Source organism: Enterobacter sp. CPE_E1241 (assembly GCF_045618265.1).
GTDB lineage: Bacteria > Pseudomonadota > Gammaproteobacteria > Enterobacterales > Enterobacteriaceae > Enterobacter > Enterobacter adelaidei.
Map to the genome: position 1 here is coordinate 3,877,976 of NZ_JBIWYV010000001.1, position 16,577 is coordinate 3,894,552.

Below are 16,577 nucleotides of genomic sequence, written 5' to 3' on the forward strand. Positions count from 1 at the left end.
GCCAGCATCTCTTTCTTTGAGTACATCAGTCCGTGATAACAGGTGCATCATAAATGAACACCCTTTCCTGTGCAATTTTTATACAACGCTCAGGACTGATTAAATTTGAACAACGGTAACAGGTAACGCAGTGCCTCTTCCGTGATCGTCTCGAAGTACTCTGGTTCAAGAGTGCGCCATAAGCGCTGATACCAGACATCTTCACCTTCGCCACGTACCATCATGTTTCCTTCATAGGCTTGTATAAATTTACTTCGCGCTTTCTGCAGTGACGCCTCATCCGTTAACATTGCATCATTCTGTACGTCATAACAGGCTTTTATCCAGGCACCGCCACTCTCAGGCAGTAACAAAAGTGGTTTGTTCATGCCCTGACGGTAGCCCTCAATATACAAAGACAGATAACGTAACGCCTGTTCAGACTCCATCGGCGGGAAGCGCCATTCGCCCTCTTTGCGCACGAATATCCGGCTTTCGCCTTTATTACCCATCGCACTGTAGACAAGATGTTCCAGCCAGAGTTGCAACCCTTGAGAAACGCTAAGCATAGAAGGTCGCCAGCGTAGCAGCCCGTCCGGCTGAACCTGGGTTAGCCAGCCCGTCAACTGAACGCCGTTACAGTTGAGATCAATTTCAATGCTTTTACCGGGTTGTCGACACTCCCTTACGCGCTCGGCCAGCGCTGTCATCTCCTGGCACTGTGCCTCCCAGACAATTTCACCAAACGCCCCATAAGGCAATTGCCCTGCTGCACGGTAACGGCGAAAAAGTTTGTCAGCATCTTCCTGATCAACCAGTGCATTCAACAGCTGCAGGTTTAACTGATAGCGCTCCAGCCCTTCCAGCGTAAAGGGCTCCGCATCGGGAATTTCGTTCTCTTCAGAGCGGAAATTGACCTGTAATCGCTGCTGGAAAAAGGCCCGCACCGGGTGCGCCCAAAACCGCTGAAGCTGTTCAAATGTCAGTGTGTCAATGGGCCGAGGGTCAAGCGCCTGAATGAAATCGGTATGCGCAGTTCCCTCTTTTTTCGCCGCAGGAAGCCACTCGTGAGCATAGCTCTGGTGCTCACTCACCACGTAGTTCACCGGGTCAAACGGCATGCGGCTATGACAACAGGTGATATGCGCTTTCACCCGCTTGTCACTTTCATCGCAGTTACGTTCTTCATCCCCCGGCAGGTAGTGGCTCTGTCCGATATAATCCACCAGCTCCTGCACCAGAACAGAAGGGAAACGCTCACTGTTGTCCTGAATTGAACGGCCGATGTAACTGATATAGAGCTTACTTTGGGCGGAAATGAGCGCTTCAAGGAAGAGATAGCGATCGTCATCACGACGGCTACGGTCACCCCGCTTTGGATTAGCACTCATCAGATCAAATCCCAGTGGTGCCAGTGCACGTGGATAAATACCGTCATTCATGCCAAGCAGACACACCACTTTGAACGGGATAGAACGCATTGGCATCAGGGTGCAGATATTCACCGGGCCCGCCAGGAAACGCTGACTGATTCGCTCCTGGTCAAGCCGCTGCGTCAACTCATCCCTCAGCAGTGACAAGGGGATCTCTTCGTGATAATGGGAGTTCACGCCCTCGTCGACGATAGCCTGCCACTGCGTTTCAATGAGCGCCATTGCGGCTTCAGTGTCACTGTCTGGCAGGAAGAAATCATTGAGCAATGCCCTGCAAACCGGGAGCCATTCTTCCAGAGTACGCGGTTGCATTAACTCACTTCTCCAGCGGTTAAGCTGCATCAATAGTGAAGCCAAATGCCCCACCAGTTCAGCAATTAACCCACTGGTCTCATCGTAAGGCAGTACCTCATTCCATTCCCCCTGACTGCTTTCCATGGCATATCCCAACAGCATACGTGTCAGGCCAAACCGCCAGGTATGCTGCCCGGTTGGGGGGAGTCCGAACGCCTGGACGTTATCGTCATCGATCCCCCAGCGAACACCCGATTCGTTCACCCACTGGCGAAGGTAGCGTAGCCCCTCTTCATTGATGTTGAAGCGGGCAGCCAGAACTGGAACATCCAGTAATGCCAGAACATCTTCGGAGATAAATCGACTATCAGGCAGTGACAACAGGGTGATGAATGCCTGCAAAGCCGGGTGAGACTGACGGGCACGGCGGTCCGAGATAGCGTAAGGCAGGTATCGTTCACCCGTCGCACTGCCAAAAACGGCCTGAATGAAGGGACTGTAATTGTCGATATCCGCCACCATCACCACGATATCGCGCGGCGTCAGCTCAGGATCATCCTGCAGCATGTGCAACAGCTGGTCATGAAGGATTTCAACTTCGCGCTGCGGGCTGTGGCAAACGTGGATGGTGACACTGCGATCGTCAGGATCCAACCTCCGCTTCCTGTCGCTGCGTTCAAACTCTTGCGCCGTAACACCCATGACGGCACGGTTCTCCAGCTCCAGAATATCTAACTGAATATTATGCAGCAGGCTATCCGGGGAGATCTCAACAAAGGCATCCACGTCGCCTTCACCTGATGAAGTGATATCAGAAAGCATGTGAATGTAATCACGCCCCAGCTTCCCCCACGAAGCAAGCAGCGGATTGGGCAGGTTCTGGATACCTTCTTCATCGAAAAGTTGCCCGGCAGTCGAGCCGTCTTTAAACAGCGGGATGGTTCGTTCTTCAAAAAGGCGTTTTCGTTGGCGAGTCACCAGCCGCGAAAGCCAGCGTTGGTCGAGGATATCCCCCCAATATTGCCGGCAAGGGTTGGTAAACAAAATATGAATATCAATATGTTTACCCAGCGCATTCAACGCCTTGAGATAGACTGGGGGTAATGCAGATATTCCACAGATAAACACGCGTGATGGCAGTCGGGCTGGTCGCTCCGACGTATTTTCAAGTATGGAGATAAACCGATCGTACAGATTGGCACGGTGCCACTTAGGCTGGCCAAGTTTCTCCGTGTGCTCCACCAGCGCTTTCCATAGTGGCGCCTGCCAGATTTGCGCCTCCGGTAACCCCTCCACCAGCTCACCTGCTTCCCAACGAATTAACCAGTCAGAACGATAAACAAGATATTGATCGTAGAGATCGGCGGTACGCGACGCGAGCTGGAACAGCTTGCGTTTATCGGTATCGTCATTGAGATAGTGGTTCAGCATCGCGAACTCATCACGCTGAAGCATTTCCGGCAGCAACGCCATCAGCTTCCAGCTCATGCTTTGCTTGTTGAACGCACTTTGCTCCGGGATATCCGGCAACACGCGGACAAACATCTCCCAGATAAAGCTCGCGGGTAGTGGGAACTCAATGTTAGCGGCAATGCCAAATTTACGGGAAAGCGACATTTGCAGCCACTGTGCCATACCGGTGCTCTGCACCAGCACCATTTCAGGCTCAAAAGGATCGTCAAGCCGCCCGCCCTCAACGATATATTCCATCAGTGCTTCCAGCACATCCAGACGATTTGAGTGGTAAACCCTTAACATAGACGCTCCCGACTACTGGCTAACCGGGCAATGCAGACGCGTTATCTCACCGCGCCGCCCCAGAGGAGAAATAAGTGTAACCGTGATGCTGACACATCCGGCGAGCGTTGTCTGCCCCCGGTTGGCCTGCCAGCCTTCCGGTAGTGCATTTGTTGAGAGCCGGGACTGGTTCCAGGCATGGTGCCAGAGCTGACGATATTGGCTAAACAAGGTGAACCGCGTCGCCAGTGCCCGGTGGTAACCTGACAGTGCGGTCACGATTATCACCATCAGCATCATCGCCAGGAGAACTTCAACCATGCTAAACCCTCTTTCTTTGTTCATGGCAACAGGCATAACACACTCCCCTTTAGCGGACAAAAATCACTCCAGCCGTGAGGCGAGAAGCGAATCTTGCCGTCGATTATCTCTCCTGTGCGCCAGAGCAGCAGGTCGTTGACTCCAGCAATGAGCAAAACATCCTTCTCACTTAATAGCCGCAAACAAACTCGCCATGACGATGCCTTTTTGCACTGAATCTGGGGCTCTGACGACCAATCCTGAACGCGTCCCCACTCAAGTGCAGATTGCACAGACGCCTGCTGCTGGAGTGAACGGCTCTCATCACCTACGAGCGCACTAAACGTTGTGAGTTGTTGGTTGAGACCGGTGAGGATCAGAGTACCGAGCACCAGTAAAAGCAAAACCAACGCCAGCGAAGACATTCCGCGTTGACGGTTCACAAGTTATACCCCGTGACCCCATATAAAGCCTGATATGGCTCCCTCTGCTCACCTTTACGACTGGCGGTCAGTTCAATATTCAACTCTGGTGCAAAACCGGCATGCTCAACTTTACGCACCATAAAGTGCAGGATCACAAGCTTGTCCGGTTCGGTGAGCTTTTCCCATCCCTTTCCTTCACACGAAGTTGCCCCACGCAGCATTTCCAGCGCTCCTGCTTCCAGACGAAAACCGGTGCTGTCATTTTCTGATGCGGTGTTATCCCAATTGCCGTTACTGTTGGCATCCCACCGTACAATGACACAGTTCCCTTCCCTGCCAATCACCAGCCCTTGTCCCTGACAGTTTCCGGCACAATATCCTGCGCGCTGAAGATGTTTACCGAGGGCGAACAGGCGCTGCCAGACCTCTTCTTCCAGCTCTCGCTGGCCGGATTGCAGTAGTACAGCCCGCTGCAACCCGGGTAAAAAACGCGATGCGCTTACCAGCAAAAGGCTGCTGATCGCCGTAGCAATCAGCACTTCAATCAGTGAGAAACCGCGCTGTCTCATTGACATGAACCGTCCCCTGAACTTTTGCACATTCTGATGCGTCCTCCATTTGAGACAATAATCAGCCATTCTCCTGCTCGACTTTGTATGCGTATCCGCCCTGCCCATGCCGTATCTCTTAATCCATAAAACCCTAATGACGGTGTTAGTTCACTCACCGTGACTTCAGGCCAGAGCGGCATCAGCACAAAGGGACTCCCCTTCTCGCAACTCTTCATAACTGAGCTCACCAGGCAGTCTCTGCCTCCAATCCGCTGAAGGGTTACCTGATGGTCGCGGTTGTGCCGGTTGGCATTGTTGCGCAGAAACACCAGGTAATCGCGAACCTGACTGGCGGTTTGCCACAGCCGCTGCTGTCGTTGCCAGCTGTCCCAGCCGTATAACCCTGACGCGCTGAGGATGACAATCAACGAAATCGCTACCAGTGTTTCGATAAGCGTAAAACCATTCTCTTTTTTCATACCGGGAGTGTGGCGAAGTGCCGTGAAGGTGACGAGCAGCGGATTGCTGTTTTCCGAGTCGTTATCCAGAGAATCGACCGAGTTGCAGCGTGTTGCACGCTTTCTGGATAACGCTTCGTGAAACGGGATGAAGGCGAAAAAAAACCGGCGCTAAAAAGCACCGGTTGTGTCACGCTTTGCTACATCAGATAGCGACGGGCGCTTTGATGCCAGGGTGCGGGTCGTAACCCTCAATCTCAAAATCATCAAATCGGTAGTCGAAGATAGACTCCGGTTTGCGTTTGATAATCAGCTTCGGCAGCGCACGCGGTTCGCGGGTCAGCTGGAGATGCGTCTGTTCCATATGGTTACTGTAAAGATGGGTGTCCCCACCGGTCCAGACAAAATCGCCCACTTCCAGGTCGCACTGCTGCGCCATCATGTGGACTAACAGCGCATAGCTGGCAATGTTAAACGGCAGGCCGAGGAACACGTCGCAGGAGCGCTGGTAGAGCTGGCAGGAGAGCTTGCCGTCTGCCACGTAGAACTGGAAGAACGCGTGGCACGGGGCAAGCGCCATTTTATCCAGTTCCCCCACGTTCCAGGCGGAAACGATAATACGGCGCGAGTCCGGATCGTTTTTCAGCTGGTTCATCACGGTGGTGATCTGGTCAATATGGCGGCCATCAGGCGTTGGCCATGCGCGCCACTGTTTACCGTAAACCGGGCCCAGATTGCCGTTTTCGTCTGCCCATTCGTCCCAGATTGAGACGTTGTTTTCGTGCAGATACGCAACGTTGGTATCGCCTTGCAGGAACCAGAGCAGTTCATGAATGATCGAGCGTAGGTGGCAGCGCTTTGTCGTCACCAGAGGGAAGCCTTCTTGCAGATTGAAGCGCATCTGGTGGCCAAAAATGGAGAGCGTGCCGGTACCGGTACGGTCGTTTTTCGGCGTGCCCTCATCGAGCACTTTTTTCATCAATTCAAGATACTGTTTCATGGTTCCTCAGGAAATTTGTTGCTGTGGACGACGACGATACGCCCAAATCATCATAATGGCACCCGCGACAATCATCGGAATGGAGAGAATTTGCCCCATGCTGATGTACTGCACCCATTCGCCGGTAAACTGTGCATCTGGCTGACGGAAGAACTCGACGATGATACGGAACGCACCGTAGCCAATCAGGAACAGGCCAGAAACAGCCCCCATCGGACGCGGTTTGCGGATAAACAGATTCAGGATGATAAACAGCACCACGCCTTCCAGCGCCAGTTCGTAAAGCTGGGACATATGGCGCGGCAGAACGCCATAGGTATCGAAAATAGACTGCCACTCCGGGTGGGATGGCAGCAGCGCGATATCTTCTGCGCGGGAGCCCGGGAAGAGCATCGTGTACGGCACGCTTGGGTCAACGCGCCCCCACAGTTCACCGTTGATAAAGTTGCCCAGACGGCCAGCGCCGAGACCAAACGGGATCAGCGGTGCGATAAAATCTGAAACCTGGAAGAAGTTGCGTTTGGTGCGTTTGGCAAAAATCACCATCACCAGAATCACGCCAATCAGGCCACCGTGGAAGGACATACCACCATCCCACACGCGGAACAGATAGAGCGGATCGTTCAGGAATACCGGGAAGTTATAGAACAGCACATAGCCAATACGGCCACCGAGGAACACGCCGAGGAAGCCCGCATAAAGCAGGTTTTCGACTTCGTTTTTGGTCCAGCCGCTGCCAGGACGGCTGGCGCGACGGCCAGCGAGCCACATGGCAAAAATGAAGCCCACCAGGTACATCAGACCGTACCAGTGAAGCGAAACAGGTCCTACTGAGAAAATGACCGGATCAAATTCCGGAAAATGCAGATAACCACTGTTCATCTGTCACCACAAGATGTTGTTATTCCGCTGAAAGTGGACAGCGGTAGAAATGCGATTCTGCCGTAAGCAGAGGCTCCAAAGTTGCGAATCATAGCATAAGGCGGGCGCGGAGGATGCGCCAGAGATGTAAAAGATGTGTATAGGGTTTTATGCGCGCTGGTGCCCCCTCCCACAGGGAGAGGGAGAAAGATGATTAGCGGCCGCCCCGGATCAGGCCGCCCATACCGCGTCGTTCCATAAACGCAGCAACCTGATGACGGACTTCAGTAGCCAGTTGCGCTTCCAGGCTGCGTTCAGCCAGCTCTCGGGCATCGTCGATTTCAATATGCCGCAACAGGTACTTCACACGTGCAACGGCGCGACCGTTCATAGACAGATGGCGGTATCCCAGACCAATCAGGATCGCGACGCACATTGAATCCCCGGCCATTTCACCACACAGGCGTAAATCAATCCCGTACTGTTCCGCATCACGAGCGATCATCGCTAACGCGCGGATTATCGCCGGGTGCAGGCTGTCGTAGATACTGGCGACGCGGGTGTTGTTACGGTCGACGGCCAGGATATATTGCGTCAGGTCGTTCGTGCCGACGGAGATAAAATCAACACGGTTGGCCAGTTGCGGCAGCATGAAGACCATAGACGGCACTTCGAGCATCACCCCAATCCGCGGTTTCGGGATCGCGTAGCCAATCATCTCTTCGACTTCACGGCCAGCGCGTTCGATCAAGCGCCGTGATTCGTCGATCTCATCAATGCTGGTGACCATCGGCAATAAAATGCTGAGATTGCCCGTCGCGGCATTCGCGCGCAGCATGGCGCGCACCTGGATCAGAAAGATCTCCGGCTGGTCGAGCGTAATACGGATCCCGCGCCAGCCCAGACACGGGTTCTCTTCGCTGATCGGCATATAGGGCAGCTGTTTATCAGCGCCGACATCCAGAGTACGCAGGGTGACAGGTTTGTCGTTAAACATCTGCAGCATTCCCTGATACTGCGCAACCTGCTCTTCTTCTGAGGGGAACCCACTTTGCAGCATGAACGGGATTTCGGTGCGGTATAAGCCGATACCATCAATGCGACTGCCAAGCTTTTCTTCGTGCTCAGGGCTTAAGCCGGCGTTGAGCATAACTTTGATCCGCTCACCGCTCTTTAGCTGTGCGGGCAGGTTAACGTCATCTTCTGCCAGCTTGCTTAATTCGTTCTCTTCACTGATAAGACGCTGGTATTCCTGGAGCAGAACCGGCTCAGGATCAACCAACAGCTCACCGCGATAGCCATCGACAACCAGCGTGCGTCGATGCAGCACTGACGGCTGGATATCTGCGCCCATCACGGTAGGAATACCCAGTGCACGCACCATAATGGCAGCGTGTGAGTTGGCGGCACCATCGCGCACTACCACACCGGCCAGCCTGTCCTGAGGCAGCTCAGCCAGCGTCGTCGCGGAGAGTTCATCGGCGACCAGCACAAACCGTTTTGGCCAGGCATTTGGCCCCTGAATGGTGTCATCCAGATGGAACAGCAGTCGTTGTCCCAGGGTTCGGAGATCTCCCGCCCGCTCTTTCAGGTAACCATCAGTCAGTGCCGCAAATTGCTCGGCAAATTTTTCGATAACCTTTTTAACAGCCCACTCCGCGACCGAGCCTTTATCCACTTCCGCAAAAAGCTCGCGACGCAAACGCGCATCGGAAAGCAGGTGTGAATAGAGATCAAAAATGGCCGCCGTCTCTTTTTGCGCACCTGCGGCAAATCGTTTGCTGTAACGACGAAATTCATTCGCCGCCTCTTCCAGCGCAGCAGTAAGACGCTCGCGCTCAAGCGCTTCATCAAGCGTTGAGGCTTCGTAAACCTGCTCCATTAACGGTAGCGTGGCGTCCATCCAGCCTTCTGCAATCGCCACACCTGGCGACGCAGGAAGGGCGCGAATGCGAGTATGGCGATACTGACCGAAAAGGGCGGCAAGCTGAGACTGAGAGAGGATCGCCGCCATCTGCGTGGCCAGCGTGACGAGGAAAGACTCTTCACTTTCATCGTACTGACGCAGCTCTCGCTGCTGAACAACCAGCACGCCAAGCAGCTGGCGACGCTGGATAATCGGCACGCCAAGAAACGCGCGGAAGCGCTCTTCTTTTACGGAAGGGATGTATTTAAAGCTGGGGTGTTTTTGCGCGTCGGCAAGGTTGATAGGTTCAGCCAGCCGCCCAACCAGACCCACGATACCTTCATCAAATGCGAGCGTTACGGTGCGTCCGCGTGGTTTTTTCAAACCACGGGTCGCCATCAGGTAATAGCAGCGCCGATCGTGGTCGGCCAGATACACCGAACAGACCTCGGTCTCCATCGCAAGACAGATGTCAGTGACCAGAATGTTCAGCGCCTCATTGAGACGCGGAGCACTGGCCACCTTCTCGACTATTTCTCGCAAGCGGGTGAGCATGATTTGCGTAGCTTAACCTCTTTTACGTCGCCAGGCAGGTGCGCTCTGCGGCTTAGGGGGGATCTCCTGAAGCTGCATTACCACACTTGCGAACTCTTTCATCACCCTACGGTAAACATCGCGTTTAAATGACACGACCTGACGAACAGGATACCAATAGCTTACCCAGCGCCAACCATCAAACTCCGGCGTACTGCTGGTTTGCATATTGATGTCTGAATCGTTGCCCACCAACTGCAACAGAAACCACTTCTGTTTCTGGCCGATACAAACCGGCTTTGTGTCCCAACGCACCAAACGTTTCGGTAACTTGTAACGCAACCAGTTGCGGGTCGAAGCCAGGATGCGAACATCTTTTCGGCTTAAACCGACCTCTTCAAAAAGCTCCCGGTACATCGCTTGTTCTGGGGACTCTCCTGGATTGATCCCGCCTTGCGGGAACTGCCAGGAGTGCTGACCATATCGCCGGGCCCACATTACCTGGCCCTGACGATTACAAATTACTATTCCTACGTTCGGGCGGTAGCCATCGTCATCAATCACCGGACTACCCCAAACTAAACCTTATATATGAATGATTGTTTCACACTACAGGGAGGCGGTAAACCACTCTCTTACAGGCCTGCAACCTAATAACATTTGAATAACTCACAAATAAGTGCTGAGTTATAAACAGATAAGAGCCAGCAAAGGGATTTTTATTCACCTTTTCTGTGGATATAGTTGTGAAAAAGTGTCTGATTACCGATGAACAACCTCAATCCCCGTCTGCGTCCCGCTTTCATCAATATTATATAATGATATTATTTTCATGCAGTTAAGTGTGTCACCACAAACAAAACACAGAATAGCGTGACGATCATCACATCAGGGATCGTCGCGCTGATGAAAGATCGAACAGCGTCGGTTTTATCCACAGATTGTGCCAATAAGTTAGGCACAAATTGTCTGAAAATTCGATTTTCATCGCACGTCAAGGCTGTAAATTGAAACAGTAGTCAGGGTTATGCCCAGTTATCCCATTTTTCTGTGGATAACATGGTGTAAGATCCTGTTCATTGTCAGTGACCAGATTTGAACAACCGGTTTTTCTTCTCAGGTGAAACGATTTCAAACTAATAAAAAAACCTATAAATCATACACATGGAATATTCGTACAGAAAAAGTTAAACTCTATCCACAGGGGACAATTTCTTCGTTTATTTTTTAATCAAAAGGTTATCTTCATGCATCCGCTTACACCCTTGCTTTCACCTCCATCCAGCGAAGGCCAGTTGCTCCAGCAGGCTCAACGCCTGGCTGGCTTTTCGCTGGGCGAGCTGGCGGCAATGGCCGGGATTCCGATCCCGAAGGATCTGAAACGGGATAAAGGCTGGACGGGCATGCTGCTTGAACTGTGGCTGGGTGCCAGTGCGGGGAGTAAACCAGAGCAAGATTTTGCGGCTCTTGGCGTAGAGTTAAAAACCATTCCCATAGACAGCCAGGGGAAGCCACTTGAGACCACCTTTGTCTGCGTTGCGCCATTAACCGGCAATACCGGTGTGACATGGGAGACCAGCCACGTTCGCCATAAGCTGAAACGCGTGCTTTGGGTACCGGTTGAAGGTGAACGCCACATTCCACTGGCCGATCGTCGCGTTGGCGCACCGCTGCTCTGGAGCCCGAATGAAGAGGAGGAGCATCAATTGCGTCTGGACTGGGAGGAACTGATGGATATGATCGTTCTTGGCCAGGTAGAGCGCATCACAGCCCGACACGGGGAAGTGTTACAGCTGCGTCCGAAGGCAGCCAACAGTAAAGCGCTTACCGAGGCGATCGGTGCGCAGGGCGAGCCAATACTGACGTTGCCGCGCGGCTTTTATCTCAAAAAGAATTTCACCGGCGCAGTGCTTGCACGCCATTTTTTACTAAAAACATAGTTTTTTACTCATTTTGAGAGATCCCAAACATAATCATCTGGTTTTTAAGATTTTACCGCTTCCTCCTGCCGGCATATCGGGTTAATACTACACTATGATTTGATACCAGCCAGGTGAGGACGATAACGATGAAAAAATGGGCAGTGTTAATTTCAGCAGTCGGCTTAGCGTTTGCAGTATCGGGCTGTAGCAGCGATTACGTCATGGCGACAAAAGATGGTCGGATGATCCTGACCGACGGAAAACCTGAAGTGGATGATGATACCGGTCTGGTCAGCTATCGCGATCAGCAAGGCAATAAAATGCAGATCAACCGCGACGAAGTCTCACAAATTATCGAGCGATAAACAGAGAGAGGTCAGTCGCTTGCTGGCCTTTTTGATTTTTTTCTTCCCCTTTTGCTTCCCCTCTGCCATGTTTATATTCCTTTGTCGGGAAGTTCCTGACGCGGTCTACATGTCTATTGAAGGAAGCCGGCTATGCATTATCACCGTATCCCCCACAGCTCTCTGGAGATAAGCCAATTGGGGTTGGGCACGATGACATTTGGTGAACAAAACAGCGAAGCCGATGCCCATGCGCAACTCGATTATGCCGTCAGCCAGGGGATTAACCTGATTGATGTTGCAGAGATGTACCCTGTCCCCCCGCGTCCGGAAACACAGGGGCTTACCGAAACCTACGTCGGTAACTGGCTGACAAAACGTGGCAACCGTGAAAAGCTGGTCATTGCGTCGAAAGTCAGCGGCCCCGCACGTAATAACGATGCTGGGATCCGTCCAAATCAGATCCTCGATCGCAAGAATATCCGTGCCGCGCTCGATGCCAGCCTGAAGCGCCTGCAAACAGATTATCTCGACCTGTACCAGGTTCACTGGCCTCAGCGTCCAACAAACTGCTTTGGTAAACTCGGCTACAGCTGGAATGAGAGCGCCCCTGCTGTTACGCTACTGGAAACGCTGGAAGCGCTGACCGAGTGCCAGCGAGCGGGTAAAATCCGCTACATCGGCGTATCTAACGAAACGGCCTTTGGTGTGATGCGTTACCTGCACCTGGCGGATAAACACGATCTGCCGCGTATCGTCACCATCCAGAATCCGTACAGCCTGCTTAATCGCAGCTATGAAGTGGGACTGGCCGAAGTGACGCAGTATGAAGAAGTGGAACTGCTCGCCTATTCCTGTCTCGGATTTGGCACGCTGACGGGGAAATACCTGAACGGCGCGAAACCGGCTGGCGCGCGTAATACCCTCTTTAGCCGCTTTACCCGCTACAGCGGCGAGCAGACGCAGAAAGCCGTTGCAGCCTATGTAGATATCGCGAAACGTCACGGTCTTGATCCTGCGCAGATGGCGCTGGCCTTCGTACGTCGTCAGCCGTTTGTTGCCAGCACCCTACTGGGCGCGACCACTATGGAACAGTTGAAAACCAACATTGAGAGTTTCCATCTGAACCTGAGTGAAGATGTGTTAGCGGAGATTGAAGCGGTGCATCAGGTATATACATACCCGGCACCATAGCTGGACGCTTTTGCCGGGTGGCGGCTTCGCCTGACCCGGCAAAGAGATCAACGCCGACGCTGCCAGATCCACAAGCCAGCAATCGCCAGCGCAAACAGCCCACCAAACCCAACGCCAATCCCCACCACCGGCACGCCCACTTTTACCGCCAGCGAGTAAAGCCCCAGCATTAACAGCATCGCCAGGTTTTCACCCAGGTTTTGTACCGCAATGGCGTTGCCTGCACCGACAGTTTGCTTGCCACGTTCCTGCAGTAGCGCATTCAGCGGCACCACGAAGAATCCACCCAGAATACCAATCAGGATCAGGAGGGCATAAGCTGGCAATAGCGCGTGTTGCAGCGAGAAAATAAGCACGACTACGCCAATAAGGATCCCTGCCGGCATACAACGCGCCACCGTCTCAAGCGTCACCAGTTTCGCTGCCGCCCCCGCACCAACAACAATCCCGATTGCGACCATCGCATTAAGGTAGGTTGGAGTCGCATTGTCGGTGATACCCAGCGCCACCGGCACCCATAGCACCAGCAGGAAGCGCAGCGTGACACCCGCTCCCCAGAACATACTGGTTCCCATCAGGGAGAAGCGCGTTTCACCGTTACGCCACAGCACGCGACAGGCGTTGAAGAAACTGCCGGTCATTGGCTTAAAGCGCCAGGATTGTCCCGGGCGTGCAACTGGCAGCTTCGGGATAAACAGGTTAGCCACAACCGCCCCGCCATACACCACCGCACAGACCCCCAGAGCGGCCAGCACATGCCAGTCGGCAAGCACCCCACCCGCAACGGAGCCGAGCAGGATGGCCGCAATGGTGGAAGACTCCATCAGACCATTGGCTTTCACCAGCTTATCACCCGTTGTCAGCTCCCCGAGGATGCCATATTTCGCCGGGGAGTAAGCGGCAGCGCCAATGCCCACCAGCGTATAGCCAATGAACGGATTAAAACCAAAACAAATGCTTGCGGCACCCAGCAATTTCAGGCCGTTAGCAAACATCATCACCCGGCCTTTCGGGAAACTGTCCGCCACCTGCCCCACAAAGGGGGCAAAGATAATGTAAGCGCCCACAAACACCATCTGCAGGATCGGCTGGCTCCAGTCTGGATAAAACTCGGCTTTCAGCAGCGCCAGAGTGGCAAACAGCAGCGCGTTATCACCGAACGCAGAGAGAAACTGCGCGGCGATGACCGCCATCATGCCTTTTGATCTGAGCGATGTGTTAGTGTGTACTGACTCACGCATTTTGCTGTTCCGCCTCTTCAACCATGCCTTTCAGGGTCACGAAATCGGGCTTCCCGCTCCCCAGCACCGGGAGCTGCTTCAGGTAGCGAATATCGCGCGGCACCGCCAGTTCAGGGATACCATGTTCACGCGCATAGCTAAGTAGCCTGTCGAGCTTAAGCTCACTGTCAGTGGTAAACAGCACCAGCGCCTCACCTTTGCTGGCATCACTCTTCACCACGGTCGCATGAATCTTATCCGCGGAGACGGCCGTCGCCAGTTGCTCAACCATTTCCAGAGAGACCATTTCACCGGCGATTTTGGCGAAGCGCTTTGCACGCCCCTGGATCTGCACAAAACCTTGTTCATCAAAACGGACAATATCGCCGGTGTCGTACCATCCCGTTTCAACCTCACCCTTAACGTTTTCCGCCGTCGGCGCTTCCAGCACACCCGGGTTTTCCACGCGCAGATAACCGTTCATCACGTTTGGCCCTTTCAATTGCAAACGGCCACCATCCTCAATGCCCGGCACGGCCAACAAGCGCGCATCCATCCCCGGCAGAATTCGGCCAACCGTACCCGGTTTTGCCGCCATCGGCACGTTAATCGAAACCACCGGTGCGCACTCGGTCACACCATAGCCTTCAAGAATGCGCAAACCAAACTTGTCCTGCCAGATTTGACGCGTGCTCTCCTGCAGCTTTTCTGCGCCAGCTACCACATACCGCACGCGATAAAAATCATACGGGTTGGCAAAACGCGCATAGTTACCCAGGAAAGTAGATGTCCCGAACAGGACGGTGCAGTTACGGTCATACACCAGCTCCGGCACAATGCGGTAATGCAGCGGGCTTGGATAGAGGAACACTTCAGCACCGGTCAGCAGCGGCGTAAACAGCCCCACCGTCAGCCCAAAGGAGTGGAACAGCGGTAGCGCCGACATAAAACGGTCATTCGCAGTAAAGTCAGCAATGCTTTTGATCTGCTCGACGTTCGCCAGAATACTCTTGTGACTGTGGACAACACCTTTGGGGTTACCTTCCGAACCAGAGGTAAAGAGGATAATCGCATCATCTTCCGGCTGCTGTTTGACCTGCGCCAGACGCGGCATCAGCAGGTGCGCAAAAATCCACAGCTTATCGCCAGTGGTCACGTCTGCTTTCAGATCTTCCAGGAAGACCCAGCGCACCTGGGTGAGCTGTTCGGGAAGATGCCAGAGCTTGCCTTTATCCAGGAACTGTCGAGAGGTAAAAACAGTGTTAATCTGAGCGGCGGTGATGGCGCTGGTCAGCCCCTTCACACCCGCCGTGTAGTTCATCATCGCCGGTATACGACCACGAGAAACGGCACCAAAAATCACTGCAGCGCTGATGCCAGCGTTAGGCAGCATCAGACCAATCTTTTCACCCTTCTTACTGTATTTTTCCAGAATGCGGCCCACAAACAGGGTCTTAGTCAGCAGTTTGCGATAGGTATCCGGGATAAAGTTGATGTCTTCGATACAGTTTTTCTTCGCCCCATAGCGGTATTGTGCGGAAAGTAGGGATTCGTAGAGCGTTTCGCGCGGACGAACGGCCATACGCGCTTCCATCATAATCTGGTGCAGCATTTCCCCCGCGATTTTACGACGATCGCGGGCACGCGGTGCGTCAGGCATCGGTAACGAGGTTGGCGGCAGAATATGCAGCGTTATTTTGGGGAACAGGCGCTGCTTTACCAGTCCCTTAAGACGGCTGAAGCGGGTTAACTCCGCCCCTTCAATACGCAGTGGTACCACGGTGGCTTTTGACTTTGCCGCCACAAACCCCGCGCCGTCGTAGATTTTCATCAGCGAGCCCGTCACCGAGATGCGTCCCTCAGGGAAAATGACCACCGGACGCCCCTGCTCCACCAGACGTACCAGATGTTTAATCATCATCGGTTTAGTCGGGTCGAGCGGCACGAAATCAATCAGCGGTGTGAGCCAACGCATATACCACTGCTGGCTGATGGAGGTATAAACCGCAAACACCGGACGCACAGGCAAAAACAGCGCCAGTAAAATGCCATCTATAAAGGAAATATGGTTTGGTGTGATAAGAACGCGTTCGCCGCGAAGCGCCTGGGCATCGCCAGTGACGCGGATTCGAAAAAGAATACGAAAAAGTGTACGGAAGAACCCAAATAGCATCTCAACTCCCTTTGCCAGCCAGTGTGGAGGGTTGATAGTAAATGGTGGCAGATTACACGAGAAGTGATACAGGAGCGACAGCTAAAGTGGAGGCGAAAAAAAACCTGCGCATCCGCGCAGGTTGGTGCAAGAGATGAGTACGAAACCGTACTAAGAATTCTCACCAATCAATACCTCTGGGATCTCAACTCTACCAACCTCTTTCACGTCCTCGCTATCGGACAATCGCAACAGCCTGAGGCAAAG

14 protein-coding genes are annotated in these 16,577 nt (G+C 53.4%); 3 read left to right on the top strand and 11 right to left on the bottom strand.

Annotated elements, in window-relative coordinates:
- Positions 1-89 precede the first annotated feature (89 nt).
- The 9 genes from recC to rppH all read right to left on the bottom strand — a co-directional run bounded on the left by recC (position 90) and on the right by rppH (position 10,042).
- Positions 90-3,464 (bottom strand): exodeoxyribonuclease V subunit gamma, encoded by a 3,375-nt coding sequence (gene recC / locus ACJ9Y9_RS18950; protein ID WP_028016909.1) that lies wholly within the window; start codon positions 3,462-3,464, stop codon positions 90-92.
- A gap of 12 nt (positions 3,465-3,476) precedes the next feature.
- Complete coding sequence (locus ACJ9Y9_RS18955) at positions 3,477-3,800, bottom strand: prepilin-type N-terminal cleavage/methylation domain-containing protein (protein ID WP_028016910.1); 324 nt, start codon at positions 3,798-3,800, stop codon at positions 3,477-3,479.
- The gene (locus tag ACJ9Y9_RS18960) at positions 3,785-4,186 is read right to left on the bottom strand and encodes a DUF2509 family protein (RefSeq protein WP_028016911.1); all 402 of its coding nucleotides are present in this window, start codon (positions 4,184-4,186) and stop codon (positions 3,785-3,787) included. The genes ACJ9Y9_RS18955 and ACJ9Y9_RS18960 overlap by 16 nt, the downstream gene beginning before the upstream one ends.
- Complete coding sequence (locus tag ACJ9Y9_RS18965; RefSeq protein ID WP_028016912.1) at positions 4,183-4,743, bottom strand: prepilin peptidase-dependent protein; 561 nt, start codon at positions 4,741-4,743, stop codon at positions 4,183-4,185. Before ACJ9Y9_RS18965 ends, ACJ9Y9_RS18960 begins: the two co-directional genes overlap by 4 nt.
- The gene (locus ACJ9Y9_RS18970) at positions 4,734-5,198 is read right to left on the bottom strand and encodes a prepilin peptidase-dependent protein (RefSeq protein ID WP_028016913.1); all 465 of its coding nucleotides are present in this window, start codon (positions 5,196-5,198) and stop codon (positions 4,734-4,736) included. The genes ACJ9Y9_RS18965 and ACJ9Y9_RS18970 overlap by 10 nt, the downstream gene beginning before the upstream one ends.
- Before the next feature lie 184 nt (positions 5,199-5,382).
- Complete coding sequence (gene thyA, locus ACJ9Y9_RS18975; protein ID WP_013098550.1) at positions 5,383-6,177, bottom strand: thymidylate synthase; 795 nt, start codon at positions 6,175-6,177, stop codon at positions 5,383-5,385.
- Between the two features lie 6 nt (positions 6,178-6,183).
- Entirely contained in the window at positions 6,184-7,059 is an 876-nt protein-coding gene (gene lgt, locus ACJ9Y9_RS18980; RefSeq protein WP_023309046.1) for a prolipoprotein diacylglyceryl transferase, read from the bottom strand.
- A 193-nt stretch (positions 7,060-7,252) separates the two neighbouring features.
- Positions 7,253-9,499: a phosphoenolpyruvate--protein phosphotransferase gene (gene ptsP, locus ACJ9Y9_RS18985; RefSeq protein WP_028016914.1), complete on the bottom strand. Its 2,247-nt coding sequence runs from the start codon at positions 9,497-9,499 to the stop codon at positions 7,253-7,255.
- 12 nt (positions 9,500-9,511) lie between these two features.
- Positions 9,512-10,042, bottom strand: a complete 531-nt coding sequence (gene rppH / locus ACJ9Y9_RS18990; protein ID WP_013098553.1) for an RNA pyrophosphohydrolase — start codon at positions 10,040-10,042, stop codon at positions 9,512-9,514.
- Between the two features lie 683 nt (positions 10,043-10,725).
- On the opposite strand from rppH, the gene mutH reads away from it, so the two are divergent.
- The 3 genes from mutH (at position 10,726) to ACJ9Y9_RS19005 (ending at position 12,938) form a co-directional block, all read left to right on the top strand.
- On the top strand, positions 10,726-11,418 hold the full coding sequence (gene mutH, locus ACJ9Y9_RS18995) for a DNA mismatch repair endonuclease MutH (protein WP_028016915.1): 693 nt from the start codon (positions 10,726-10,728) through the stop codon (positions 11,416-11,418).
- 128 nt (positions 11,419-11,546) lie between these two features.
- Entirely contained in the window at positions 11,547-11,765 is a 219-nt protein-coding gene (locus ACJ9Y9_RS19000) for a YgdI/YgdR family lipoprotein (protein ID WP_028016916.1), read from the top strand.
- 132 nt (positions 11,766-11,897) lie between these two features.
- Positions 11,898-12,938, top strand: coding sequence for an NADP(H)-dependent aldo-keto reductase (locus ACJ9Y9_RS19005; RefSeq protein ID WP_028016917.1), 1,041 nt, complete (start codon positions 11,898-11,900; stop codon positions 12,936-12,938).
- A gap of 47 nt (positions 12,939-12,985) precedes the next feature.
- Here ACJ9Y9_RS19005 and lplT read toward each other — a convergent pair whose 3' ends face one another.
- Together lplT and aas are read right to left on the bottom strand one after the other, a co-directional pair.
- Positions 12,986-14,179 carry a lysophospholipid transporter LplT gene (gene lplT / locus ACJ9Y9_RS19010; RefSeq protein WP_028016918.1) on the bottom strand — a complete coding sequence of 398 codons (1,194 nt, stop codon included), beginning with the start codon at positions 14,177-14,179 and terminating at the stop codon, positions 12,986-12,988.
- Positions 14,172-16,331 (bottom strand): bifunctional acyl-ACP--phospholipid O-acyltransferase/long-chain-fatty-acid--ACP ligase, encoded by a 2,160-nt coding sequence (gene aas / locus ACJ9Y9_RS19015; RefSeq protein WP_407226218.1) that lies wholly within the window; start codon positions 16,329-16,331, stop codon positions 14,172-14,174. Before aas ends, lplT begins: the two co-directional genes overlap by 8 nt.
- Between the last annotated feature and the right edge of the window lie 246 nt (positions 16,332-16,577).